Raw genomic sequence first — 24,164 nt, 5'->3', positions numbered from 1 at the left:
TCGCGCGGGCGCATGCCGTCGCTCACGTTACCGAAACGCTTCGTCGCTAACCCCCACTCGCTTGTCCCGCAGTGTTACGTTGCGCCAACCAAAACGTTTCGGTTGATCCGGAGGCATCATGGCAACAATGAAGTTCCGTGGGATGCGCCACATGACGATCGCCGCGGTGGCCGCCGCCGGGCTCGCGCTGAGCGCGTGCGGCGGCGGCGGCGGCACCTCGGGAGGGGCCGCGCCGACCGTCGGCGGCGAGGTCAGCGGTGACCTGAACATCCTCGTCTCCAGCTCAGCAGGGTCTGACGCCGGATTCCAGGCAGTGACGAAGGCGTTCAACACGAAGTACCCGAACGTGAAGGTGAACTTCTCGGCGGTTCCCAACGAGAACTACAACCAGACCCGCTCGTCACGCCTGACCGCCGGAAGCGTCGATCTCGTCGTGGCCTTCCCTCGTGAGGTGCCGAGCTATGTCCCCGCCGCGAACGCGGGGGATGACGCACGACTCGCGGACTCCGGCGGCTTCCTCGACCTCACGGGTCAGCCCTTCCTCAAGGCGTTCAACCAGTCGGTGCTCGACGGGACGAAGTACAAGGGCAAGAACTACACGGTCCCGACCGGCCTGAGCTACTACACCGGCATGTTCTACAACAAGAAGATCTTCGCCGACAACGGCATCACGGTTCCGACCACCTGGCAGGAGCTGGTGGCGGCCTGCGACAAGCTCAAGGGCAAGGGCGTCGTGCCGGTGGGCATCGCCGGCAAGGACTCCGCGGGCGTCACCACGCTCGGCATCGTCCAGGGCCTCTTCCCCGGCGCCCCGGCCATGAACGACCTCGCCAAGGGACTGTACGGGGGTTCGGTCAAGCTCGACCAGGGCAAGCAGCTCGAGGTCCTGCAGCGACTGCAGACCCTCTACGGCTACGCGCAGCCGAACTTCGCCGGCATCAACTACCAGACCATGACGGCGGACTTCGTCAACGGGAAGTTCGCGATGATGGGTGACGGCACCTGGAACACGAGCACGATCCAGAAGGCCGGCGGCTCCAAGCTCGACTTCGGCTACTTCCCCCTGCCGTCGAGTGACAACGCGGCGGACAACAAGTTCCTCGGCGGCAAGGTCGAGCTGTCGCTGGCGATCCCGGCCAACGCGAAGAACCCCTCAGCAGCGATCGCCTGGCTGGACACGTTCGCCAAGAACTACCAGCTGTTCAACGAGCAGGCCGGCTTCGCCCCTGCCGTCACCGGCGTCAAGGGCAACGCCTTCTACGACACCATCTCCGATGCCACGAGCACGTTCCAGCCTGCCTGGGACACGATCTGGATCGCCAACACCAAGGCCGGCCCCGCCGCCTCCGTGCCGTTCAACTGGGCCGGCGTGAAGCCGATGGGCACCACGGACGCGGCTGGTGCCGCGGCGGCAGCACAGAAGGACTGGGACGCGGGGCTCAACAAGTAACCGGCCCTCGGGTCACGGACGGTCTTCGAGGCCGTCCGCGACCCGGGTCGGGCGCGGCGGACGCCCGCTCGCTGCGCCCCGGGCGCACGCTCGCCTGCGCTGTGGGCGCCGGCGGCCTCAGACCACCAGTTCGGACTCGCACCAGGAGGTAGCTCGGTGAGCACGTCAGGCACCATCATCTTCGGGCGACGATCGACCGCCCAGCTGCTCTTCGCGCTGGGCATGAGCCTCATCGTCGTCTTCTCCCTCGTGCCGGCGGTCGGCATCCTCGCGGTCTCGTTCACGGACATCCGCTCGCTGCCCTTCCTGCCGGTGAGCTTCGTCGGCCTCGACAACTACAGGACGTTCTTCTCCTCGGCGCAGCTCGGCTACAACCTCAACGCGCTGAAGAACACGCTCGTCTTCGCGATCGCGGTGACCCTGCTGCAGAACGTCCTCGCCCTGTTCATCGCCGTGCTGCTCAACATGCGGCTGCGCGGCAGGAACTTCGCGCGAGCCGTCGTCTTCATGCCCACGATCCTGGGCGTGACCATCATCGGACTCGTCTTCGGCCTGATCTTCAACCCCTCGGGTGGCCCTGCGGCGAGCGTGTGGGGCTGGTTCGGCTCGTCCTCCGCATTCTTCGGTGACCCGTCTCTGGCCATGCCGCTGGTCATCGCGGTCTCGGTCTGGTCGGGGCTCGGGGTGGCGGTCGTCATCTACCTCGCGGGCCTTCAGGCCATCCCACCGGAGCTGCACGAGGTCGCCTCGATCGACGGCGCGTCGAGCTGGCAGCGGCTTCGCTACGTGACCACACCCCTGCTGGCGCCCTCGATCACCGCCAACACGCTGCTGTCACTCATCGGCGCACTGCAGAGCTACCAGCTCATCTACGTGCTGACCGGCCCCATCAACCCCGCGACCCAGGTGCTCTCGCTGGCGATCTTCACCCAGGGCTTCGGCGGGGCCCAGGGCGGCACGGCCCAGTCCCAGGGCTACGCGGCAGCCATCTCGATGGTCCAGTTCGTCATCGTGATGATCGTCTCGCTGGCCACCTTGGTGTACCTGCGCCGGAAGGAGACCGCGCTGTGAGCGCCATCAATGCGCCGACGGCGGTCGGTGGCGGCGTCGTGAGCGTCGAGGACAACCCGCCGATCCGCGGCGGGTCGGCGCCCCAGCGGGGCAAGGTCGTCCTCTATGCGCTCCTGGTCCTGGTCGTGGTCATGTACCTCTACCCGTTGCTGTTCCTCGTCAACACGGCGCTGAAGTCCGACGCAGAGTTCATCTCCGATCCCACCGGCCTCGTCACCGCGCCCCAGTTCTCGAACTTCGCGACGGCTGTCGACAAGGGCAACTTCGCGTCGTACCTGCTCAACAGCGTCCTCTACACCTTCGTCGCGGCCAGCCTCGGCACCGTGGTGTCGCTGCTCGTCGGGTTCCCGGTGGCTCGTGGCTACGTCAAGCACACGCGACTGTGGAACGCGACCTTCGCGGCGATGCTCTTCCTGCCCAACACGCTGATCACGGTCTTCCAGCTCGCGTTGCGCCTCAACCTCTACGACACCCGGCTGGGCTACATCCTCATCATGGCGTCGGGTGTGGGCGTCGGCCCGCTGCTCGTGACCGGCTACCTCAAGTCGGTACCCAGGGAGATCGACGAGGCCGCGGCTCTCGACGGGGTCGGCTACGTGCGCTACGTCTTCGGGTTCCTGCCCACCCTTATCAAGCCGGTCCTCGCGACGGTCTTCATCCTCCAGGCCATCGGCGTCTGGAACGACATCATCCTCGCCACGATCCTGCTGCCCGACGCGTCGAAGTCGCCGGTGACGCTGGGGCTGTTCGCGTTCAAGGGCACCTACGTCAGCCAGTGGAGCCTCCTGTCGGCCGCGACCATGATCGTGGCCGCGCCGCTCGTCGCGACCTACGTCTTCCTGCAGCGCTACCTCGTCGCCAGCGTCGTCGGCGGCGCGGTGAAGGGGTGACCCGTCGATGAGCGACAGGTCGACCCCAGGTTCGGGCCCGCCCCGGAGAGGTGACCGGCCGGGAGCCCCGACACGACTCGCCCTGGTCGGGGCGGGCCGGTTCGGTCGGTTCATCCTCGACGTCACGAGGAACGTGCCTCAGGTCGCACCCGTCGTCGTCGCCGACATCGCCAGCGAGCAGGGCGCCCGCCTGGCCGCCGACGCCGGCTGCCGCGCCACCACCGTCGAGGAGGCGCTCGTGGCCGCCGACGTCGACGCGGTGGTCATCGCCACCCCACCCCACACGCACGCGGAGCTGGCGCAGGCGGCCCTCCGCGCCGGCAAGGACGTCTTCTGTGAGAAGCCCCTGGCCGCCACGCCGGGCGAGGCCGCGCAGACCCGCGCGCTCGCGGAGTCGCTCGACCGCGTCGTGGTCGTCGACCACGTCATGCGCTACAACCCCCTGCTCCGCGCGATCCAGACCGTGCAGCACCACCTCGGCCTCGAGCCGGTTCGTTTCCTCTTCGAGAACGACGCCGCGGACGAGAGCCTGCCCCGCGACCACTGGTTCTGGGACGAGGCGAGCTCGGGTGGCATCTTCGTCGAGCACGGCGTGCACTTCTTCGACGCCGCGACCATGTTCGTGACCGAACCGGCCACCTCGGTGACCGCCGTGTCCACCTCGCGACAGGGCTGGCCGTCGCCCGACCTCGTCACCGCGACGGTGACGCACGGCGACTGCCTGGCCACGCATACGCACTCCTTCACCCACGCCCATCGCTGCGAGCGCCAGCTGATGCGCATCGACTACGGCAGCGCGGAGGCGCGGATCGCTGGGTGGATCCCCGTCGAGGCCGTGCTCGACCTGCACGTCGACCCCGCCGGCGAGAGCGCGGTGCGCGCCCTCGTGGCCAGCCCTGAGCTCGCCGGCCTCGGCCGTGGCCTGGACGGATGGCACGTCGGCGTGCAGGCCGACGACGTCGCCGGTGACGCCGAGGCGATGGGACGCGGGAGGCACTTCGGCGCCTCGCGCCGCCTCACCGTCACCCTCTCCCTCGGGGGCGAAGCCGCCAAGCAGACGGTGTATGCCGCCTGCGTCGCCGCCGCCCTGCGTGACCTGCACGGCTGCCGCACCGAACCCGGCCGGCAGCCTCTGTCCGGGCCGCGAACGGCCGAGGCGGCCGTGGTCGTGGCCGACTGCGCGACGCGGGCAGCTGCCCTCCGGCGGGCCGTCGCCGTTCCCACCGCGCCGCGGCCCAGGCCACTCGTCGACCACCTATCTGCGAAGGAAACCCTGTGATGTCCCACGGCCCCGTCCACTTCCCGCTCGGTCCGTTCACCCCGCACGAGGACAACCCGATCCTGGCTCCCCAAGGCGACTCCTGGGAGTCCGGGAGCGTCTACAACCCGGCCGCGGTCGTCGTGGACGACCGGGTGGCCCTGCTCTACCGGGCACACGCGGACGACATCGTCTCGCACGTCGGCCTGGCCTGGAGCGACGACGGCTACCGGTTCGAGCGGGAGCCGGAGCCGGTGCTCTCGCCCAGCGAGGACTACGACCGGTTCGGGTGCGAGGACCCCCGGGTGATCGCGATCGACGGGACGTACTACCTCACCTACAGCGGGTGGGACCGCACGCAGTCGCTGCTCTGCCTGGCCACCTCGACCGACCTGCGCACCTGGACCAAGCACGGTCCGCTCTTCCCCGACTTCGACACCTTCCAGCCGCAGGGTCGTGGCGAGACGGGCCCCTGGTCGAAGGCAGGCGGAATCGTGCCGGCCAAGGTCAACGGCCGGTGGCTCATGTACTTCGGTGAGGGGTCCATCTGGACGGCGACGTCGGACGACCTGCTCACGTGGACGCCGACCGTCTCGGACACCGAGCCGCCGGTCATGGCGCCGCGGCCGGGGACGTTCAGCGACTTCCTCGTCGAGGTCGGGCCGCAGCCGCTCATCACGGACGACGGCCTGATCCTCCTGCTGCACAACGCTGCCGTGAAGAACGCCGACGGCTCCGTCCGCTACACGGCTGGGCAGCTGCTGATCCACCCCGACCGGCCCGACGAGATCCTGGCCGAGCTGACCCGTCCGTGGCTCGAGCCCGTGACCCGCGAGGAGCGCCAGGGCCTCGTGTCGAACGTGACGTTCGTCGAGGGCCTGGTCTGGCTCAGGGACCGCTGGCTGGCCTACTACGGCCAGTCCGACTCGACCCTCGGGGTGGCGACGTTCGTGCCCGGGGCGCGGCACTCCGATCTGTTGGCGCCGTCATGATCACCAGGGAGAAGGAGCAGTCATGATCACTCGTCGTACCTTCATCTCCGGATCCACCGCAGCGGCGGGGCTCGTCGTGGGCTCGAATGGTGCACGCGCCACCGGAGTCGCGGGGGCGCAGGACCCGGCACCGACTGGCCCACTGACGAACCTCGCGCACCTGCAGTGGCTCTTGGACTCCGTTCCCCTGCAGGCGAGCCCGACCCACACGACCTACGAGATCGCGGCGCGACCCACGGCCCTGGCGCCCTGGACCTACGCGGACGCCCAAGCCGCCGGCGGCTGGCGACGCGTCGGCGGCGGCTCCCTCGACCCGACCACCGGGTACTGGTCCCAAGGGGCCTACAACGCGGACGACATCGCCCGGGCGGCCGTGGTCTTCACCCGGCACTGGGTGTCCACCGGAAGCGAGCCGAGCCGGGACCACGCGGCCGAGCTGCTCCGGACGCTGACCTTCCTCCAGGACGCCACGGGCCCCTATGCCGGCAACGTCGTGCTGTGGATGCAGGCGGACGGCACGCTCAACCCGAGCGCCGAGCCGCGCGAGCTGCCCGACCCTTCGGACAGCGACGAGTCCTACTGGCTGGCGCGTACCGTCTGGGCACTCGGCGAGGGGTATGCCGCGTTCGCCGCCGTCGACCCTCGGTTCGCCGACTTCCTGGGCGAGCGGCTCCAGCTGGCCGTCGACGCGCTCGAGCGGGCGTCGCTGGGGCGCTACGGCACCTGGCTGGTGGCGGACGACGTCCGGGTGCCCGGGTGGTTGATCACGGGCGGCGCCGACGCAACGGCCGAGGCGTGCCTCGGGCTCGCGGCATACGTCGGCGTCGCTCGGACCGACACGCGAGCGCGGACGGCGTTGTCGCGCTACGCCGAGGGCGTCGCGGCGATGCGCAGCGGAGGGACCGGGGTCTGGCCGTTCGGCGCCGTCATGCCGTGGGTCGGCTCGCAGAGCCTGTGGCACGCCTGGGGTGGGGAGGCCGCTCAAGCGCTGTGTCGCGCGTCTGCAGCGCTGGGAGCCGCGTCACTGCGCTCGGCGGCCCTCGCGGATGCGGGGTCGTTCACCCCGACGCTCCTCGCCTCCGGCGGGCCCTACAACGCGTGGTCGCCCCTGCCCGGAGAGGCCCAGATCGCCTATGGGGCGGAGGGCCGCGTCTCCGGGCTCCTGGCGGCAGCCGACCTGACCGGGTCCGAGGGCTTCCTGCAGCTCGCCGGGCTGGCCGGCGGATGGTTCTTCGGTGCGAACCCGAGCGGTGCGCCGACGTATGACCCCGCCACGGGAGCGACCTTCGACGGAGTGGAGTTCGACGGGCGGGTCAACCGCAACTCCGGCGCGGAGTCGACGATCCACGGTCTGCTGGCGATGATCGCGCTGGACGCGCACCCGCAGGCAGCCGCGCTGGCGGCGTCCGTCACCGGCTACCACTGGGTGGGCCTGCACCACGTCGAGGCCGAGTCGGGTGCCCTGCAGGGCGGCGCGGCCGTCGTGACGCCGCCGTCGACCTGGACGGGGGCAGCCAACTGGTCGGGCGGGGCGTACGTGTCGGTGCCTCGCGGCGGCTCGGTGCGGCTCGACGTCGTGGGCGACGACGGCGCGTTCGTCCATCCCGTCGTCAACCGTCGGACGGGCCGGCTGGGGACCAGCCGCTACACCGCGGTCTCGAAGCACGGCCATCGCACGCTGCTCGGCACCCTGGACAACGGCGGGCTGCGTGAGACCGGCGTCGTGGAGGCCGAGGGGCTACTGCGGCCCTTTCCGCTGAGCCGCCCACTGCCCTCAGGGACCGTGGCCGTCGTCGTCGAGTCCGACGGAGACCTGCAGCTCGACTGCCTCCTCATCCAGCCCGCGGTCTCGACGGTGCGCTACTCGAGGGGCGACGGGCATCCGGCCGTCCTCTACGTCGACGCCGGCACGACGCCGTCGACGACGCCGGCCGTGGCCCCGGGCCGTGGCTGGACGTGGAGCGCTGACGGCGCACGCCGTGGCGCCGCGCACTCCCCGACGGTGAGGGTGACGGGAGGCGGTTTCGCCATCACCCTCTGACTCCCTGCGGGGGCTGACCTCCACCGACGCGCGTGCGCCCCGGGCAAGGCACCATGACCGCCCCCCTCCCGGCGACGCCGTGGACCGAACCGCCCCACCCGCCGCCAGGACGTGTTCACCCGGCGTCGTGACGACGCCGGGTGAACGCGCTCTCCCTTGCTGGCGGGAGGGGGGCTCGATGCCCCCGTGGCGTCAGCAGCCGGGGAGCCGGAAGCTCGCGATCCGGGTCTGCCAACCCGCGGGGCTCGACGCCTGCCCCGCCGCCGTGTAGTACTCGTTGACGTACCAGAAGGTGCAGTCGTCCGACGGGTCGACGTTCATCGAGGTGTAGTCGCCCCAGCGCGAGTTCGTCGTCGTCTGGACGCCCGAGCCGTTGATGATCGTGCCCTCAGCGAGATTCATCGTCCCCAGCGGCGCGGCCGCCGACCTTCCCGTGTAGCGGATCCCGGGATAGACGTCCACACCGTTGACCACGCTGTAGCCGAGCGCCATGTTGCCCTTCTTGTCCTGGGCGATGCTGCCCATCCAGCGGTGCACGCCGTCGGCGGGGGCGTACGTGCTCTGCTGCGCGACGGCATACGTCCCCGCGGATCCGCGACGCACCTCGTACCAGCGCATCCCGGCTTGGCCGGGCGACGCCTCCACCGACTGTGCGGTGACGAGCGACTCGACCCCCTTGAAGCTGCGGTACGCCAGTCGCCAGGTCGGGCGCTGTCGGTAGCTGAGCACGTCGAGGTACTGGTTGGGGTCCGTGATGCCGGGCTGCGGCAGGCAGTCTCGCGCCGTCGGGGCGCACGGGAACTGCGAGTCGAAGGCCGCGACGGGCAGCTGGGTCGCCAGCGTCAACGACGAGGTGGGTGTGGAGCGCCACTTGACCCGGAGGTCCCAGACGTTGAGCGCGTCCGAGGTGGCGCCGTAGCCACCGCCGTCGTCCTGCGTCCCGACGATGGGGATCGCACTGTCCTCGCGGGGCTTGGTCATGCCGTCGATGTCGGCCGGGAGCAACCCGTCGCCGACGAGGGGCAGCATGTCCGGTGCGTTGCCGTCGAGGAAGTAGCTGACGACCCGGGCGGGCTGGCCGTTGACCATCTTGTTCTTCTCGAGCGCGTAGACGCCGATGCCGTACTCGACGGTCGGGCCGAACTCACGCGTGGTGAGCACGTAGGAGTCGGTCCAGACGCCGTACTTCGGGTAGTCCGGGAAGTACTGGAAGTTCTCGGTCTTGAACGCGTAGCGGAAGTAGGTGCCGGTCGGGTCTCCGGTCGTCGAGATGGCGACGCAGTTCCAGAACGGCTTGGTGGGGTCGTCGAGCCCGCTCGTCGTGAACTGCGACAGGAGCCACCGGCCGGTGAGCTGGTCGTAGAGGACGACCGGGTCGCCGGAGCCTTCGGTGCAGTCGTTGACGGCGAAGCCGGCCCACAGGGCCCCGATCGGTGTCGCCGGGATCAGCGGCGTGCCGGACTTGTCGAAGACCTGGTACGCCAGGTTCGTCATCTCGACGTAGTGGTTCGGGCCCACGTCCCCGATCGGGTCCGGCGGGTTGACGCGGCCACCGAAGAGGGTGAAGTTGTCCTGGTTGCTGACCCCCTCGAAGTTGGCGATGGTCGGACCCACGGCGAGCGCGGGGGCGGACGTCTGGAGCGCGGCGTCGGCCGATGGCGACGTCGCCGCCCCGCCTGCGCCGGGCGCGCCGCGCTCGTTGAGGATTCGAGCGGTCGAGACGGTCCGCTGGCCGCCCGCGGCGGTGAGGGCGGACATCGGCGGGGAGACGTCCGGCGCCACCGGCGCCGAGAAGATCGGCCTCGACGCCTCCCGATGTGGTGCGACGGAGGGGGCCTCGGCCGCGACCGCGACGGCGGTCACCGAGGCGGCCAGCAGGGCCGATCCGGTGAGGCACGCGACGGCGGTGCGGAGTCGGCGGCTGGAACGGTGTGCTCTCACGACAGCTCCTCGTCCGGGTGCCGGCGGGGTCGCGTGTGGGGCGGCTCAGCCGTCACTCCTTGCTGGTCCCCGAGACATTGGGCGGGACCTCAGGTCACGGACCCGCGATGCGCACGGCCCACGGACGAGCCGCACGCCGACGGCGCGTCCTCGGTGGGGGACGTGCGTGGCTCGGCTGGCGGCCTCCGGGAGGGGGTCGGATCCGGCCAGATGTGTTCGGCGGTACGCCAGATCACGCTAGCGCTGTCGGCAGCCTGCCGCCGGGAAACCGGCGGCACGGCCACCACTGAGCTCGAACGCCTCGGTAGGCCGGAGGACGTGCCGAGGCACCAGCGACGGGGTACGTGTCTGGGGATGGCCCCTCGGGGAGCACGACCAGGGCCGACACCCGTGTTCCCGCGCACCGCGCCGAGTGCCCCGACCGAAAGGCGAGACCCACGATGGCCCTCGAGACGCAGGTGCGCCACCGGCGGCCCTACCGCGGCGCGCACATCGTCACCCGCCTGGTCGGGCCGGCGACGATCGCCGCCCTCGTCCTCGCCTTCGCCCTGCTCTGGCTGCTCGCCCGACCGCCTGGGGACGTGGGCCAGCTCGTCGGTCAGCTCATCGGTGCGGAGGGTGTCCTGCTCCTGTCGGTCGGCCTCGTCCTCATCAGCACGCTGCGCTGGGTGGAGCAGTTCTTCGACGGCGTCGACAAGGCCGCGGTGTGGCACCGGCGTGTCGCGATGGCGGGCACGGTCCTCATCGGCATCCACATCGCGACGACGGGCAACCCGAACCCCACCCAGCTCGGCCCGACCCTCGGCACGATCGGCGTCGTCGGCCTGGCGACCCTCACCGTGTGGGCCATCGCTCCGCGGTGGCGCTCCATCACCCCTCGTCCGCTGCGCCGGCCGGTGGAGCGGTTCACCGGGACACCACCTGCGCGCTTCGCCGGACGATGGATCGGTCGCTACGGGCTCTGGCGCGGCTTCCACCGCCTCACCGGCGTCTTCCTCGGGTTCGGGGTCGTCCACGGACTCATGGACGCAACGGTCTTCGGCTCACAGCTGCTGCGCTGGTCCTACGTCACGGTCGGCACTGTCGGGCTGGCCTTCTACCTCTACCGCGAGCTGCTGGCCCGGCGCCTGGCGCGCACCCACGACTACGAGGTGTCGTCCGTCGAGCCCATCGACGACGCGTCCTTCGAGATCTGGCTGCGTCCGCTCGGGGACCGCTTCGCCTTCCGGCCCGGCCAGTTCGCCCTGGTCAACCTCGAGGCCCGTGACCGCTGGCACCGCCACCCCTTCACCATCGCGAGCGGCCCGCAGGAGAAGGAGATCCGCATCACCGTGCGGGCTCTCGGCGACTTCACGTCCAGCATCGGCGACCTCGTCGAGCCCGGCATGCCGGCCGTCATCAGCAGTCCCCAAGGTCACTTCGACTACACGCGGGGCACCGAGCACCAGGTGTGGGTGGCCGGGGGCATCGGCGTCGCGCCGATGCTCAGCTGGCTCCGGTCGGCGAGGCCCGGTGAGCTGCCCCACCGCGTCGACCTCTTCTACACGGCGCGTGGCCCCGCTCCCCTCACCGACGAGGTCGCCCACCTCGCGGGGCACCACGAGGAGCTGCACCTCCATCTCGTCGACACCGCGACCGACCCACGGCTGACGGCCGAGCACGTGCTCGAGACCGTCGCCGCCGAGCCCCACCAGCTCTCCGTCTTCCTCTGCGGGCCGGAGCAGATGGTGACCGCCCTCCAGCGAGACCTCGTCCGCGAAGGCGTCAGGACGGCCGACGTCCACCGTGAGTTCTACAACCTGCGCTGAGCGCGCCTCAGCCCCCGTCGGTTGAGGTATTCGGCTCGCAGATCCTGCGCGCCGAATACCTCAACCGGGATCCACGGCTACTTGGTGGCGCCCTCCGAGGTCACTGGCTGTCCGCCGGCCGACGTCGTCGGCTTGGTCGCCGCCTGGGTCGAGCCCGACGCGGAACCCGTGTCGGCAGCCGAGGTCGCCGTGGCCGTCGTGGCCGTCGTGGCGGCCGACGTCGACTTGCCGCTGCCACCGGGACCGTTGGCGTCGCCGCCGCTCGCCACCGCGGAGCCGCCGGTCTGGTTGGACGCCACGGACGTGGCCGGCTGCGGTGTCGCCCCGGCGCCCTTGTCGGGCACGTCGAACTTCAGCCGCTTGCCCACGCCGAAGCCGAGCTTGACCGCCTTGAGCTTGCCGTCCTCGATCTCGAACTCGAGCACCGGCCGCGAGTCGAGCCGGCTGAAGTACTTCGCCTTGCGCTCCTGGGCCGTGTTGAAGCCCTTGAGCAGGCTCAGCGTCGCCCGTCCGCGGAACGTGTCGGTGTTCTTGGCGAAGAAGCCCGCCAGCTTGGCCACCTGCGCGCTCTTGATCGGCTCTCCGCCGGGCTCGAGCGAGGCGATGGTGTTGGTGATGTCGCTGACGCTGAGGTTGGCGGCCTTGGGCAGCCGACCGTCGGTGTCGATGTAGCCGATCGCGTTGGACTGCCCGTAGGTGTAGGCGGTCGTCAGCGTCGGGTTCTCCACCAGGGCCGTGGCGTCGTCCGTCAGGGCCGGGTCGACCGTGAGGAAGCGTGCCTGCGTCGTCGAGTACCAGCGGTCACCGAAGTTGATGATGTTGTGGTCCTCGTCCACGTAGCCACCGGCGTACTGCCACGGGGTGCGGAAGATCGTGCTGTCCTCCTTGATCCAGACCTGTCCCGTCGGGAAGTACTCCTGGTGCTGGAAGACCTTCCCGACGCGGTCGGTGACGATGTTCGTGCTGCCCTGGAGGTCCTTGTGCATGAAGTAGACCTTCTGCGCGAACGTGTCACCGGTCGTCGTCATGTTGACGGCGAGGCGGTCGTTGCCGGCCCAGATGTTCTTGAGCATCGTGCCGTTGCGCACCGTCACCCACGGGTTCACGTAGTACGTGACGCCCTGCTCCTTGATCTCGATGGCGAGCTGGCCGGCGTAGTCGTAGACGTAGTCGGTCTGCTTGCGCCCGGAGTTGTTCGGGTTGTGGTCGACGATCTCGGTCAGCTTGCCCGCCCAGTCCCACGTGACGTTGCGGATCATGTCCGGGTTCGTGACGGTCGTCTGCTCGCCGTCCGAGTCGTACGCGTACGTCTCGGTGCGCTTGTTGAGAGAGTCGACGACCTTCGTGGCCTGGTTCGGCTTGGTCGGGTCGTAGGTGTACGCGCTCTTGTCGAACGTGTTGGCGATGACGGTGGCCTCGGTGCACTTCTTCGTGCACCCGGTGTCGACGGTCCAGTCGCGCTGGGTCATCCGCGTCACCTTGCTCGTCGCGTCGTCGAGCGTCGCGGCCCACGTGAAGTTGCGCGTCGTCTTCGGCGCGTAGTCCCACGTGCCGGTGGCCGTCCGCAGTCGGTACCGCCCGTCGTAGGTGTAGTTCTGCGTCGTCGGGCCGCCGAAGAGCGACGGCACGTCCGCCGGCAGGACGTTCTTGAACTGCGTCACGTTGCCCACGAGGTCGTACGTGTAACGCAGGTTCATGAGCAGCCGCGTCCCGTCCGGCGACATCGCCGAACGACCGGTGAGCCGCCTCGTGTCGACGTCGCGGTAGGTGGTGTCGACGACGCCGTCGCCGGTCTGGCGCTGCGAGGTCGTGCCGTAGACGTCGTAGCGCTGGTTGCCCAGGTAGGTGTGCACGCAGGGAACGGCGACGTCGACGCGGACGGTGGCACCCGAGGTGTGCGGTGCCGCGGTCGGGAGCAGGACGGTGCCGTTGACGCCGCGCTCGACGGTGTAGTCGAACGTGCCCGGGACGACGCCCGGCGTGCGCGCGGTGACGTTGAGCTGCTCACCCTCGAGCCGGATCGTGAACGGCAGGGTCGGGTTCCAGCTCGAGGCCGGTTCGCCGTGCTGGTACTCGGTGACGGTGATGGTCGTCGCGGTGGCATCGACCGACGTCGTCAGCAGTCCCAGCTCGGTGCAGTCGTTCGTGCCGACGACGCGCTTGAGCCGTCCGCCGGTGTCGTAGTCGTTGCGCACGGTCTCGCCGTCGGGCAGCGACACGGTCGCGAGGCGGCCGAGCCAGTCGTTGTCGTAGCTCGTCGTGAACGGTCCCGTGTTGGGGTGCGGCCCGGTCATCTTCGTGACGTCCTGGGCGAGGCGCCCGTTGACGTCGTAGGCGAAGTCCTGCAGTCGCGCCTTGTCGTCGACGTGGACCATCTTGCCGGCCGCGTTGCCCGTGGTCGGGTGACCGAGGTAGCCGCCGTAGTCCATCGTCACGGGCTTCTCATGGGGGTAGGTGATGGAGGTCAGCAGGCCGAAGTCGAAGCCGAAGACGGTCTTGACGTCGCCCTCCTCGCGGAGCACCGGGCTCTGTTCGGAGGTCTTGTTGCCGGCGAGGTCGTGGGTCCACTTGACGAGCCCACCGTCGGGTGTCGTCGTCGAGGTCCTGCGCCCGAGCAGGTCGTAGGTGTGGGTCGTCGCGAGCCCACCGGGTGAGTCGATGCGGAGCAGCTGCCCCATCCGGTCGTAGGTGTAGCCCGTGAAGAGCGAGGATCCTGCGGCCGTGCGGTCCTCGTTGCGGAGGACGTTGGCGTGCGCGTCCATCCACGTCTTCGTGTGCCGTCCCAGCGGGTCGGTGACGTCGACCGTCGCGACGGTGCCGAAGTCGGTGAGCACCTCGTGGGCGTATGCCGTCCGCGTCGTCGCGCCGTTGGAGATCCGTTCCGACGTGGGGCGGTCGAGGGCGTCGTACGCCGTGATCGTCGCCATGGCGTAGGTCGGGTTGCTCGTGTCGACCGTGTAGTCGGCGAGCGTGGCGCCGGTCTGGAGGAACGGCTTCCACTGGTGGACGGTGCGGCCGAGGCCGTCGACGTCCGAGCCGCCCTCGGCGGCGAAGCCGGTGCCGGTCTCCCCGGTGACGGGGTCGTAGACCTGGGCGTCCCGCTTGCGCCCGGTGACGCGTCCCGAGCCGTCGGCGTACGTCGCCGTGTCGATGGTCGTGCCCGGGTTGAACTCGTCGGTGTGGGTCACCGTCGCGTACGGGTAGGCCGAGCTGTCCGGGTGGTAGCCGAAGGTCGCGACGCCGCCGTCGGGCGAGGTGATGGTCCTGACCCTGCTGTAGGCGTCGTAGGTGTAGGACGTGACGTTGCCGTTCGCGTCGGTGCGGGATCTCACCCGACCGGACGGCCCGTCGAAGTCGGCGGTGGAGGCCAGGCCGACGGCGTCGCCGGTCGGGTCCTCGTCGTCCTCGATGAAGCGGCGCGTCGTGTCGGCCGGGTCCGTGCCGGCGGGGTCACCGGAGCCCGAGAGGGCGAAGTCGGTGACGGTGCCGACGTTCGCGTGGTTCGCGTCGGCGTCGTAGACGTAGCGGACGGCATACCGCTTGCCCTTGGCGTCGGGCGGCATGACGATCCGGTTGTAGCTGCCCCACTGGTCGTAGGTCAGCCGGGTCTCGGCATAGGTCGCGGGGGTGGCGCCGCTGGTCGGCGTCAGGATCTCGCGCTGGACGGTGACCGAGTTGTTGTCGCAGTAGGCGGGGTTGCCGGTGCGCGCCCGCAGGACGGTGCCGTCGGGCGCCGTCACGGTGACACCGACGGGCTGGCTGTCCCACGTCTGGCAGTTGGTCGCCGACCAGAACGGCGCCTTCGCTGTCGGCGTGTACTTGATCGTCGGACCGCAGCCGAAGAACGTGTTCATGTCCTCGGACGTGCTCGTCAGGCAGTTGCCGTAGGCGATGTTGACGATCGTGTCGTCGCTCGTCGTGCCGGGAAGTCCGCCGTCGAGGATCTGGACGGGGTTGCCGAGGCGGTCGTAGGCGTACGACATCGTCGTCGTCTGCTGGAGCGATCCGCCTGAGTACCAGTCCTGCTCCACCTTCGACACCTTTGGTGTGGCACGGAGGGCGAGGAGCTGCTCGACGGTGGTCCCGGCGAGGTCGAGCGGTGCGTACGCGCCGGTGCCAGCTGTCGTGCGGTCGAGATCACCGAGCGCCCACGTGGTCCGGGTGCGCTGCATGATCGGCCCGCTCGTCGTGCCGTCGAAGACGGTCGTCTCGTACTCGAGCCCCGACTCGAAGACGGAGCCGTTCCGGTACTTGTGCTCGGTCGTGCGCACCTTGTCGGTCGTCGTCGGGGTGTTGACGTCGCCGCTGTGGTTGTAGCTCGTGTAGTGCTCGCTGACCGTCACCGAGTCGTAGCCGAGGTCGGTGCGGTTGACGAAGTCCTGGGCGGTGTTGCCGTAGGAGATCGTGCTGTCGCGCTCGGCGATGCCGTCGGCGCCGCGGGTCGACTTCACGTCGACGTCGTCGAGCACCCACTGGCTGTCGGGGTGGCTCGTGGTGTTGCCGTCGCGGTGGTAGTCGAGGCCGATGGTGCCGCCGAGCGGCGTCGTCACGGTCTTGAGCAGGTTGGTGCGGCCCTGGGTGTTGAGGGCGACCTTGATGTCCGACGAGCCCTTGGCCCGCGAGACGGAATCGGCGTAGCCGTCACCGTTGACGTCGGTGAGGTCGACGTCGGTGGAGGTCATGCTGTTCTCGTAGTGCCCGCCGGGGTTGAGGATGAGGTAGCAGGCGACGAGGCAGAGCGGGATGCCGATGGTGACGTCGGCGCCGCCGCCGAGGCTCTCCGAGCTGTCCTGCCGGATCTGCGGCTTGCCGTCGACGTTGATCCCGGGCAGCACGTTGAAGTCCGACTTCTGGTGCGTGCCGTAGACGGCCTGGTCGACGAGGCCGGTGCCGTTGCTGAAGGCGACCTTGACGTTCCCGTTGTCGCTGTAGACGGCGTCGAGCAGGCCGTCACCGTTGACGTCGTCCCACGAGACGTTGGGCAGGTCGACGTTGGAGTTCGCGGCGATGCCGCCGGCGAAGCCGCCGTTGTCGATGTTGAAGCCGAAGCTCGCACCGACGGAGCCGCTGTAGGAGTTCGTCGAGCTGAACGAGCTGACGGTCCAACGGAACTGGGGCGTGAAGGAGTGTCCCAGGTTGAGCTGCACCCGGATCTCGTCGTCGTCGACGGTGACCCGGTCGGGCAGACCGTCGCCGTTGAGGTCGGCGAGGGTCTCCTGCACCGGGATCGTCGCATCGCGCGGCACCTTCTTGAGGGCCTTGTCGTCCTGGTGGGTGTTCTGCGACGTCGGGTTGGTGAAGCTCGCACCCGCACCGATGGAACCACCGATGTTGGCGCCGTAGGAGCTGTCGGAGGCGCTGCTGCCCTTGGTCGAGGAGCTGCCCTTCGTCGAGTTCGTCGTGCCCTTGTTGTTGCCGGAGATGCCGATCGGGGCGCCGCCGAAGCCGCCGGAGACGGCGAGCGTCGTCGAGGAGTCGACGACACCGACGCCACCGCCGGTGCAGGCCACGCGGGCTGCGGCCGGGCCGCACTCCTGCGAGCCACGGGGGTTCGTGTAGGTGACCGCGTCGGGTCGCACGGTGTCGGGGTAGCCGTCACCGTTCATGTCGAGGAAGTCGACGAGGCTGCGGCTCCAGCCGGCAGCGAAGCTGCCGCCGAACGGTCCGACGCCCGCCATGAGCATGAAGATCGGTCCGGTCTCGCCGAGCAGGTTCGGGGCGCTCGTTCCGCCGCCGGCACCGGCGCCGGATCCGGTGATCGGCAGGTCCTCGCCGAAGCGGGCCGAGCCGGTCAGGCCGTCCTCGCCGGCGTAGATCTTGGCCTTGGGGCCCTGCCAGCGCTGCGCGAGCGTGTCGGCGTCGACGGCCGCGCTGAAGGCGAAGGCCTTGGGGATGTTCGCGGTGGCCTTGCTCGAGTCGAACTCCGGCGGAGCGCCCGAGCCGGGCGGGTAGTTGCCGAAGCCGGTGTCGTTGACCGAGGTGTCGGTCGGGCACGAGCCGCCGAACATCGACTGGCAGGCGTCGTCCTTGTTGTCGAACGGGTCGCCGGAGGCGGTCGTCGTCCTGAAGTCGTCCTCGGTGATGGCCGTCGTGGCCCGACCGGCCGTGGCGGTGTAGCCGGCAGCGGCCCACCCGCGGTAAGCGATCGGGAAGTAGCCCTGCGGGCCCGCCCAGTTGACGGTGTCCGGGACGTCCTCGGACTTCGCGACCGAGCTCTCGGTCCACTTCATCGTGAGGTTGAGGCCGCTGACGTGCGACGAGAGGCCGGCGCTGCGCATGGTGACGTCGAACCAGTACGGAGTGCCGTTCGTCAGGGCGAGGTCAGGCAGCGCGCGGTCGATGGCTCCACCACCGGACGGCACCGTGAAGGCCTCCTTGTAGACGAGGCCGGCCGACGTCTTCGCCGTGACGATGACCTCTCCGCCGGGGTTGTCGCCGTCGCGCGTGCCGGTCAGCGTCGGGGTGACGGTGCGGCCGAGGGTCGAGGTCCACGCGGTCGCCGGGGCGGCCAGCGTGGTCAGCGGGTAGGTGTCGATGTCCATGTGCGGCGAGACCTTCGTCTTCGCCGCGTCGCACGTGCCGCCGCTGAGGAAGCAGAGGTTCGCGGCCTCGACCCAGGTGATCGTCGACAGGTCGATGGGGCTGTCGACGGCGATCCGGGTGCGCACGGCGTCGTATGCCGTCACGACGCCGTCCGCGTCGGTGACGGGCGCGTCGACGGTCGGGTCCGCGGTGAGGCGGAAGCGGCCGATCTCGGACTGGCCGATGATCGCGAGGCGTGCGTTGGCGGCAGCCTGCGTCGTGAAGCAGCCGAACGACGTGGGTGTCGCGTCGTCGACGCACCAGTTGGAACCGGACCCGCTCACGGTCTTGACGCGCGGGGTGTCGATCGCGCCGGTCGAGGTGATCGGCGTGACGGTGACAGGGGTCGTGGTCACGGCCTTGGTCGTGCCGTTGCGGACGGCGACCTCGGGCCGCAGGTTGTCGGTCGTCACGGCGGTCTTGTCCAGCGCGGCGCTGAAGTGCGCCGTGCCGCCGTTGCTCACGGAGGTGAACTGGCCCGGTCGGCCAGCGAGGGTGAAGTCGTCGGCGAGGGAGTAGCTGCGCTGGTTGAGGCCGTTGGCATCGGGAACCGACCCACCGGCATACGTGATCGTGGCCTCCCACGTGACGGCGTCACCGTTGCCCTTGGGGCGTGACCCGGCGCGGAAGTAGAGGGCCTGGCCCTTGTCGACGTGCACGGGGAGTGTCGCCGCGAACGTGGGCGACCCGGCGGTGATGGTGGCATTGGTGAGCTCGCCGCCGGCCTTCTGGATGGCGACGCGGACGGCGCCCCCGGCGGAGTCAGGCACCGGGGTGCCGAGGGTGGCCTTGGCGGTCACGGTGACGGTGCCCTCGAAGGGCGCGATCCACCGGCGGACGGTGTCGATGGGCGGCACGGCTTCGCGCAGGCGGTCGACCATGGCCTCGAAGGCGGGGTCGCTGACGGGCACGGTCTGCGGCGTCAGCGGGACGCGGGTCTGGGTGTCGGAGGAGCCGAAGGTGGGCTGGCACGCCTCGACGCCCGTCGCGCCCGGCGCGCAGACGAGGTGGTTGAAGAGGACCTGGGTGCCGCTCACGAGGTCGACGAGGCCGTCGCCGTTCGCGTCGGTGAAGTAGCTGTCGACCCAGCTCCACTGGCCGCCGACGTTGAAGACGCCGTAGACGCCGAAGTAGGCCTCGATGCCGCCCTGGATGCCGATGGTGCGCTGGACGGGCAGGTCGGAGAAGCCGGAGAGCTTGTGCATGGGCCCGAAGGTGAGGTCGGCGGTGCGCGACGTCGTGGGCCGGCTCGTGTTGAGCTGGTAGCGGATCTCGCCGGACGGGCCGGTGCCCGAGATCGCCTCGCGGTAGACCTTGTCGGGCAGGGCGTCGCCGTTGAGGTCCATGAACTCGATGACCGAGCGGTTGGTCGTGCCGTTCATCGCGAACGAGCCACCGACCGAGCCGGTCTTCTCCGGGTCGGCGATGTTGAAGCCGACGTAGATCTTGCCGTCGCCGGCGTCGGTCATCGACGAGCCCAGACCGCTCAGCTTCTGGTTGATGTAGGCAGCCGTGCCACCGCTGCTCGGGTTGGCGCCGGTGTCCCACTTGGCGGCGGTGTCGAAGCCGCTGCCTGCGGTGGCGACGTCGTCGAAGTAGGCGAACGTGTGCTTGAGTCCCGTTGTGGGACAGGCGGGCAGGCCGTTGCAGCCGATCTGGGTGACGGACCGCAGGCGGGTCTTGCCGAAGTGCGGGTCGGCGTCGTAGCCGAGGTCGTAACGGGTGACGAGCTCACCGGTCTTGCGGTAGACGACGTCGACGTGGTCCAGGACGTCCTGGTCGAGGTCGAGCACGCCGCCGCGGCCGTCGAGGACGGCGTCGGTGCGTCCGCCCGGAGTGCGGATGAAGCGCACCTCGTAGGCGGGGTCCTCGGGCTCGCCGCTCACCGTGCTGGCGGCCGTGTAGAGGATCTTGCTGAGGTAGACGTGCTTCGGGCAGACCTGTCCGGCCGGGCAGCTCGCGCCCGCGGCGAGGGCGACCCAGCCGGTGGGCTTGGTGTCGTCCTGCTTGTAGGTGACGGTCTCGTACTCGTAGCGGAACATGTTGACGCCGATGTCGCGCTTGGCAGTCATGAACCAGCGGACGCCGTTGCCGTTCGCGTCGGTGAGGATGCCCTTCGGGTCACGGGACCGGTCGTCGATGCCGACCTGCGTGCCGGCCTCACCGAGCGGGCCGCCGCTGTCGGGGGTGCCGCCGTAGTAGCGGATGTTGCCCTGCTTGTCGCGCACCTCCCACCAGTAGTTGCTCGGCTTGTCGCCGTGGCGGATGACCTGCTCGAAGGAGGTCTCGACCTTGCGGGTGAAGTCCTGTCGCTCGGCCACGCGCGGGTCGAGGACGGCCTTGACGGCGTTGGGCACGAGGGCGTCACCGTCGAGCGTGTAGGACTCGCTCTCGACGTTGCCGCACGGCGGGCTCTTGGCCGTGCCGTCGCAGAAGCGCGGGGCGCCGAAGGAGGTGTCGACCGCGACCTCGGGAGCGGCCAGGTCCCAGCCGAGCCCAGCCCAGGACGGGCCGCCCTCGGAGCTGTACGTGAGGGTGACGTCCGGCGTCATGCCGCGGCCCTTGGGCAGCCTGAGGGGGTAGGTCAGCTCAGCCGTGCCGCTCGGGTTGGCCTCCGGCGGAGTGACCTGCGAGAGGCCCTCGGTGACGTTGGCGTAGAGCAGGTCGGCCGTCGAGCCGTTACCGATCTCCTGCGGCGTCGTCGGCGCGATGCCGGGCAGCGTCGACGCGATGATGCCGCCGCCGGGTGATCCGGCCACCGCCATCGGGATCGCCGTCGTCATCGCCAACAGGGCCGCGAGCACCACTGCCCAGAAGCCACGTCGCCTGGGGCGGCGGACCGACTGGGAGGGCTGGACCGACTGCTCGTCACGGTCGCTGGGCATGGGCAGGCTGCGTGAGGCCATGGTGGAACTCCCTGTGCTTCTCCCGATTCACACGGACCCATCGGTGGGTGGGTCCGAGAGCGCGCGCGGCACGTGGAGGAGCCGGAGCGAGATGTACGTCCTCGAAACGGACGTGGGAGGGTCGGCGAGGGGCGGCCTGGAGTGAGGGGTCGTCCGGCGTCGGCCGAGATCGGCGTTCGGCGTTCGGGCGGTACGGGAACTCACGTTATGGGTCGGCTGGACGACGCGTCAGGCAAATGATGAACTTCGGCCGAATCTGCTCAGAATCAACGGAATCCGTCGTCGTAGGGGGAGTTTTCGTCGGAAGTGTCGGCTGATGCTGCCTGGATCCGGAGATCGGTGTCCGAGGTTGGGAGGGGCCGGGAGGCAGACTTGCGTTGGAGTGCGCTCGAACGCCTAGCGTCGATCAGATGACCGACACCTTCCCCCTGGCAGACCGCACCGTCCGACGCGTGGGCTTCGGAGCCATGCAGCTCCCCGGCCCCGGCGTCATGGGCCCGCCGCGTGACCGCGACGAGGCGCTGCGCGTGCTGCGCCGCGCCGTCGAGCTCGGCGTCAACCACATCGACACGGCTCAGTACTACGGCCCCGACGTCAGCAACGAGCTGATCCGCGAGGCCCTCCACCCGTATGCCGCCGACCTGGCCATCGTGTCCAAGGTGGGCGCGCGTCGTGACGCCGACGGTGCGTGGCTGCCGGCACAGAAGCCTGCGGAGCTGCGGGCCGACGTCGAGGAGAACCTCCGTGCGCTCGGGGTCGACCACCTGACGGCGGTGAACCTGCGCCGGATGGATGCCGATGCACCGGGTGCCGGCGACGTGGCGCTCGAGGACCAGGTGGCCGAGCTCGCTGCCTTGCGTGACGAGGGCAAGATCGCGGGCGTCGGGCTGTCGACGGTGTCTGCCTCGGATCTGACTGCGGCGCAAGCGATCACGGAGATCGTGTGCGTGCAGAACCCGTTCAGCCTCGTCGACCAGACTGACGCTGACGTGCTGTCGGCGTGCGGGGCCGCTGGGATCGCGTACGTGCCCTACTTCCCGCTGGGCTCGGCCTTCCCGCACCTGCCCAAGGTCGTCGACCAGCCGGCCGTGCAGGCCGTTGCCTCTCGTCGCGGGGTGCCTGCCGCTCGGGTCGGCCTGGCGTGGCTGCTCGCCCGCGCCGACAACGTACTGCTCATCCCGGGCACGTCGTCGGTCGCACACCTCGAGGAGAACATGGCGGTCGCCGACCTCGAGCTCGCCGACGAGGACCTCGCCGAGCTGGCAGCGGTCGCGGCCTGATCCCGGCGACCCCTCTCGGGGCTGTGGCTCAGCGACGCGCGAGGAGGACGACCGGGATGACCCGGTCGGTCTTCTTCTCGTAGTCGGCGAAGCCGGGGTAGCGGCGCTTCTGCTCCTGCCAGACCGGCTCGCGCTCCTCGGGTGTCATGACCCGGGCGTGCACGTCGATCGTCTCGACATGACCGTCGCTGCCCACCTCGATCGCCGCGTCGGGGTGGGCCTTGAGGTTGTGGAACCACGCCGGGTTGACGTCGAGGCCGGCATAGGACGCGAAGACGGCCCAGCCGCCGTCGACCGCCTGGTACATCATCGGGTTGGTCCGTGGCTCCCCCGACTTGGCGCCGGTGGTGTGCAGGAGAAGCAGGGGCGCACCCTCGAAGTGGCCGCCGACCCTGCCGCCGTTGTCACGGAACTCGGCGACGACCTTGTCGTTCCACTCGCTCATGCCCGTCACGCTACGCGCAGAGATTCCACCAAGGCGCGGGAGGCCTCAGCAGGCCTCGACGGGGCCAGCCGTCTGCAGCAGGTAGTCGGCCACCAGCCGTGGCTGCACCAGTGGCAGCAGGTGCCCACCCGGAAGCACGTCGACCTCCACGCCGAGCCGGTCACGAGCCACCCGACGCTGCAAGCCGATCGGGAAGAAGCGGTCGTCAGCGCCGGCCAGGACACGGGTCTTGACTGCTGGCCACGCCTTGAAGTCACACGGCGACTGGAAAGCAACGTCGGCCTCGACGCGCCGGTAGGACTCGCCCTCGGCCGCGATCTCGGCGTCGACATCGTGCAGGAAATAGCGGTCCACGTCGAAGGGTCCGTAGCCACCGACGCGGGCTGCCTCTTCCTGGGCCTCGAGGGCGCCGGTGTGGGACCACCAGTCGCGTGCGGTCTCGCCAGGATCGGGGATCATCGCGTTGACCAGCACCAGCTCCCGGACGGGCACCCGCTCGCAGACGAGCGGCGCGGTGAAGCCTCCGAGCGACCCTGCCACGAGCACGTCCGTCGAGCGTGAACCGATCGCGTCGACCACCACCTCTGTGTAGCAGGGCAATCCGGCGGTTTCGTCGTCACCCGGCAGATCGACCGCGATCACTTCGTGTCCGGCCTCGCGCAGGAATCCGGTGACTCGACTCCAGACCCACGCCGAGCCACCGGCCCCCGGAATGAGAACGAAGGTCAGCACACTTGACTGTAACGAGATCGACTCGGGCGCCACCGCGGCGTTGGGCTGCGGGTTGGACGCTTGCTTCATGGTCGACGTCGATCCAGAGCGCTTCGAGGGGCGCGGGCGGGTCTGTCTCTTCACCGCAATCAAGCGTATGGCTGTGACCTGCGTCCGACCCGCCCTACTCGCCCTCAGGCCAGATGGGGCCCTGGTCGGTCCAGGTGACTCCCTTGTTGTGGCAGAGGCAGAACGGGTGGCCGACGGGGTCGGTGTAGACGCGCCAGCCGTAGCCGTCGGGGCCGATGGAGTCCTGCTGCAGGGTCGCGCCCAGGGCCAGGACGCGGCTCTGTTCGGCCTCGATGTCGTCGACCTCGAAGTCGAGATGGAACTGCTTGGGGTGCTCGTTGTCGGGCCACTGCGGCGGGCGGTAGTCCTTCACCGGGACGAAGGCCAGTTCGATCTCACCAAACCGGATACCGGCCCAGTGGCCGTGGCTGCCCTCCTTGACCGGGCGACCCGTCACCTCCGAGTAGAAGGCTGCCAGCTCCATCGTGTCCGGGCAGTCGATGATGAAGTCGGTGAGTCGCAGCATCCGGCGATAGTGCCACACGATCACATGACACCTCTGCCAAGCATCGATGCCCCGCGGCGCCGCCAGATCCGCTTCAGTCGCCGGTGTCAGGGTGCGTCCCACGGCCGCGACCGCAGCGTCGAATCCGGCCGGCAGTCAGTGGACGGTCTCGTGGTTGTGGCACATCTCGACGAACTTCGCGATGCGCGCGGCCC

Annotated in this window: 13 protein-coding genes; 8 read left to right on the top strand and 5 right to left on the bottom strand. The window is 69.7% G+C overall.

The window, feature by feature from the left end:
- Positions 1-127: 127 nt before the first annotated feature.
- The 6 genes from ASG96_RS00065 (at position 128) to ASG96_RS00040 (ending at position 7,702) form a co-directional block, all read left to right on the top strand.
- On the top strand, positions 128-1,450 hold the full coding sequence (locus tag ASG96_RS00065; RefSeq protein WP_057585845.1) for an ABC transporter substrate-binding protein: 1,323 nt from the start codon (positions 128-130) through the stop codon (positions 1,448-1,450).
- A gap of 156 nt (positions 1,451-1,606) precedes the next feature.
- The gene (locus ASG96_RS00060; RefSeq protein ID WP_235506552.1) at positions 1,607-2,521 is read left to right on the top strand and encodes a carbohydrate ABC transporter permease; all 915 of its coding nucleotides are present in this window, start codon (positions 1,607-1,609) and stop codon (positions 2,519-2,521) included.
- Positions 2,518-3,411 carry a carbohydrate ABC transporter permease gene (locus tag ASG96_RS00055; RefSeq protein ID WP_056755626.1) on the top strand — a complete coding sequence of 298 codons (894 nt, stop codon included), beginning with the start codon at positions 2,518-2,520 and terminating at the stop codon, positions 3,409-3,411. Before ASG96_RS00060 ends, ASG96_RS00055 begins: the two co-directional genes overlap by 4 nt.
- 7 nt (positions 3,412-3,418) lie before the next feature.
- On the top strand, positions 3,419-4,690 hold the full coding sequence (locus ASG96_RS00050; RefSeq protein ID WP_082588631.1) for a Gfo/Idh/MocA family protein: 1,272 nt from the start codon (positions 3,419-3,421) through the stop codon (positions 4,688-4,690).
- Positions 4,690-5,661 (top strand): glycoside hydrolase family 130 protein, encoded by a 972-nt coding sequence (locus tag ASG96_RS00045; protein ID WP_057586674.1) that lies wholly within the window; start codon positions 4,690-4,692, stop codon positions 5,659-5,661. The genes ASG96_RS00050 and ASG96_RS00045 overlap by 1 nt, the downstream gene beginning before the upstream one ends.
- A gap of 22 nt (positions 5,662-5,683) precedes the next feature.
- Entirely contained in the window at positions 5,684-7,702 is a 2,019-nt protein-coding gene (locus ASG96_RS00040; protein ID WP_057585843.1) for a hypothetical protein, read from the top strand.
- Between the two features lie 192 nt (positions 7,703-7,894).
- On the opposite strand, the gene ASG96_RS00035 is transcribed toward ASG96_RS00040, so the two are convergent.
- The gene (locus ASG96_RS00035) at positions 7,895-9,643 is read right to left on the bottom strand and encodes a hypothetical protein (protein ID WP_057585841.1); all 1,749 of its coding nucleotides are present in this window, start codon (positions 9,641-9,643) and stop codon (positions 7,895-7,897) included.
- A 440-nt stretch (positions 9,644-10,083) separates the two neighbouring features.
- On the opposite strand from ASG96_RS00035, the gene ASG96_RS00030 reads away from it, so the two are divergent.
- On the top strand, positions 10,084-11,451 hold the full coding sequence (locus tag ASG96_RS00030) for a hypothetical protein (RefSeq protein ID WP_057585834.1): 1,368 nt from the start codon (positions 10,084-10,086) through the stop codon (positions 11,449-11,451).
- A 77-nt stretch (positions 11,452-11,528) separates the two neighbouring features.
- Here ASG96_RS00030 and ASG96_RS00025 read toward each other — a convergent pair whose 3' ends face one another.
- Entirely contained in the window at positions 11,529-20,939 is a 9,411-nt protein-coding gene (locus ASG96_RS00025; protein ID WP_082591534.1) for a SpvB/TcaC N-terminal domain-containing protein, read from the bottom strand.
- Between the two features lie 410 nt (positions 20,940-21,349).
- Here ASG96_RS00025 and ASG96_RS00020 point away from each other — a divergent pair, with 410 nt between their 5' ends.
- Positions 21,350-22,219 (top strand): oxidoreductase, encoded by an 870-nt coding sequence (locus ASG96_RS00020; protein ID WP_057585830.1) that lies wholly within the window; start codon positions 21,350-21,352, stop codon positions 22,217-22,219.
- A gap of 28 nt (positions 22,220-22,247) precedes the next feature.
- Here ASG96_RS00020 and ASG96_RS00015 read toward each other — a convergent pair whose 3' ends face one another.
- Genes ASG96_RS00015 through ASG96_RS00005 form a run of 3 tightly spaced genes read right to left on the bottom strand, consistent with a single transcriptional unit; the run spans position 22,248 to position 23,970 of the window.
- Positions 22,248-22,664: a nitroreductase family deazaflavin-dependent oxidoreductase gene (locus tag ASG96_RS00015; protein ID WP_056755604.1), complete on the bottom strand. Its 417-nt coding sequence runs from the start codon at positions 22,662-22,664 to the stop codon at positions 22,248-22,250.
- A gap of 45 nt (positions 22,665-22,709) precedes the next feature.
- Positions 22,710-23,519 carry an alpha/beta fold hydrolase gene (locus ASG96_RS00010; RefSeq protein WP_235509003.1) on the bottom strand — a complete coding sequence of 270 codons (810 nt, stop codon included), beginning with the start codon at positions 23,517-23,519 and terminating at the stop codon, positions 22,710-22,712.
- Between the two features lie 40 nt (positions 23,520-23,559).
- A complete protein-coding gene (locus ASG96_RS00005) occupies positions 23,560-23,970 on the bottom strand; it encodes a VOC family protein (protein ID WP_056756393.1) in 411 nt (136 codons plus the stop codon).
- Positions 23,971-24,164: the final 194 nt, after the last annotated feature.

This window comes from Terrabacter sp. Soil810, assembly GCF_001429645.1.
Taxonomy (GTDB): Bacteria; Actinomycetota; Actinomycetes; order Actinomycetales; family Dermatophilaceae; genus Terrabacter.
Note: the sequence above shows the minus strand (reverse complement) of the source record. Positions and strands in the feature narration are given on the sequence as shown.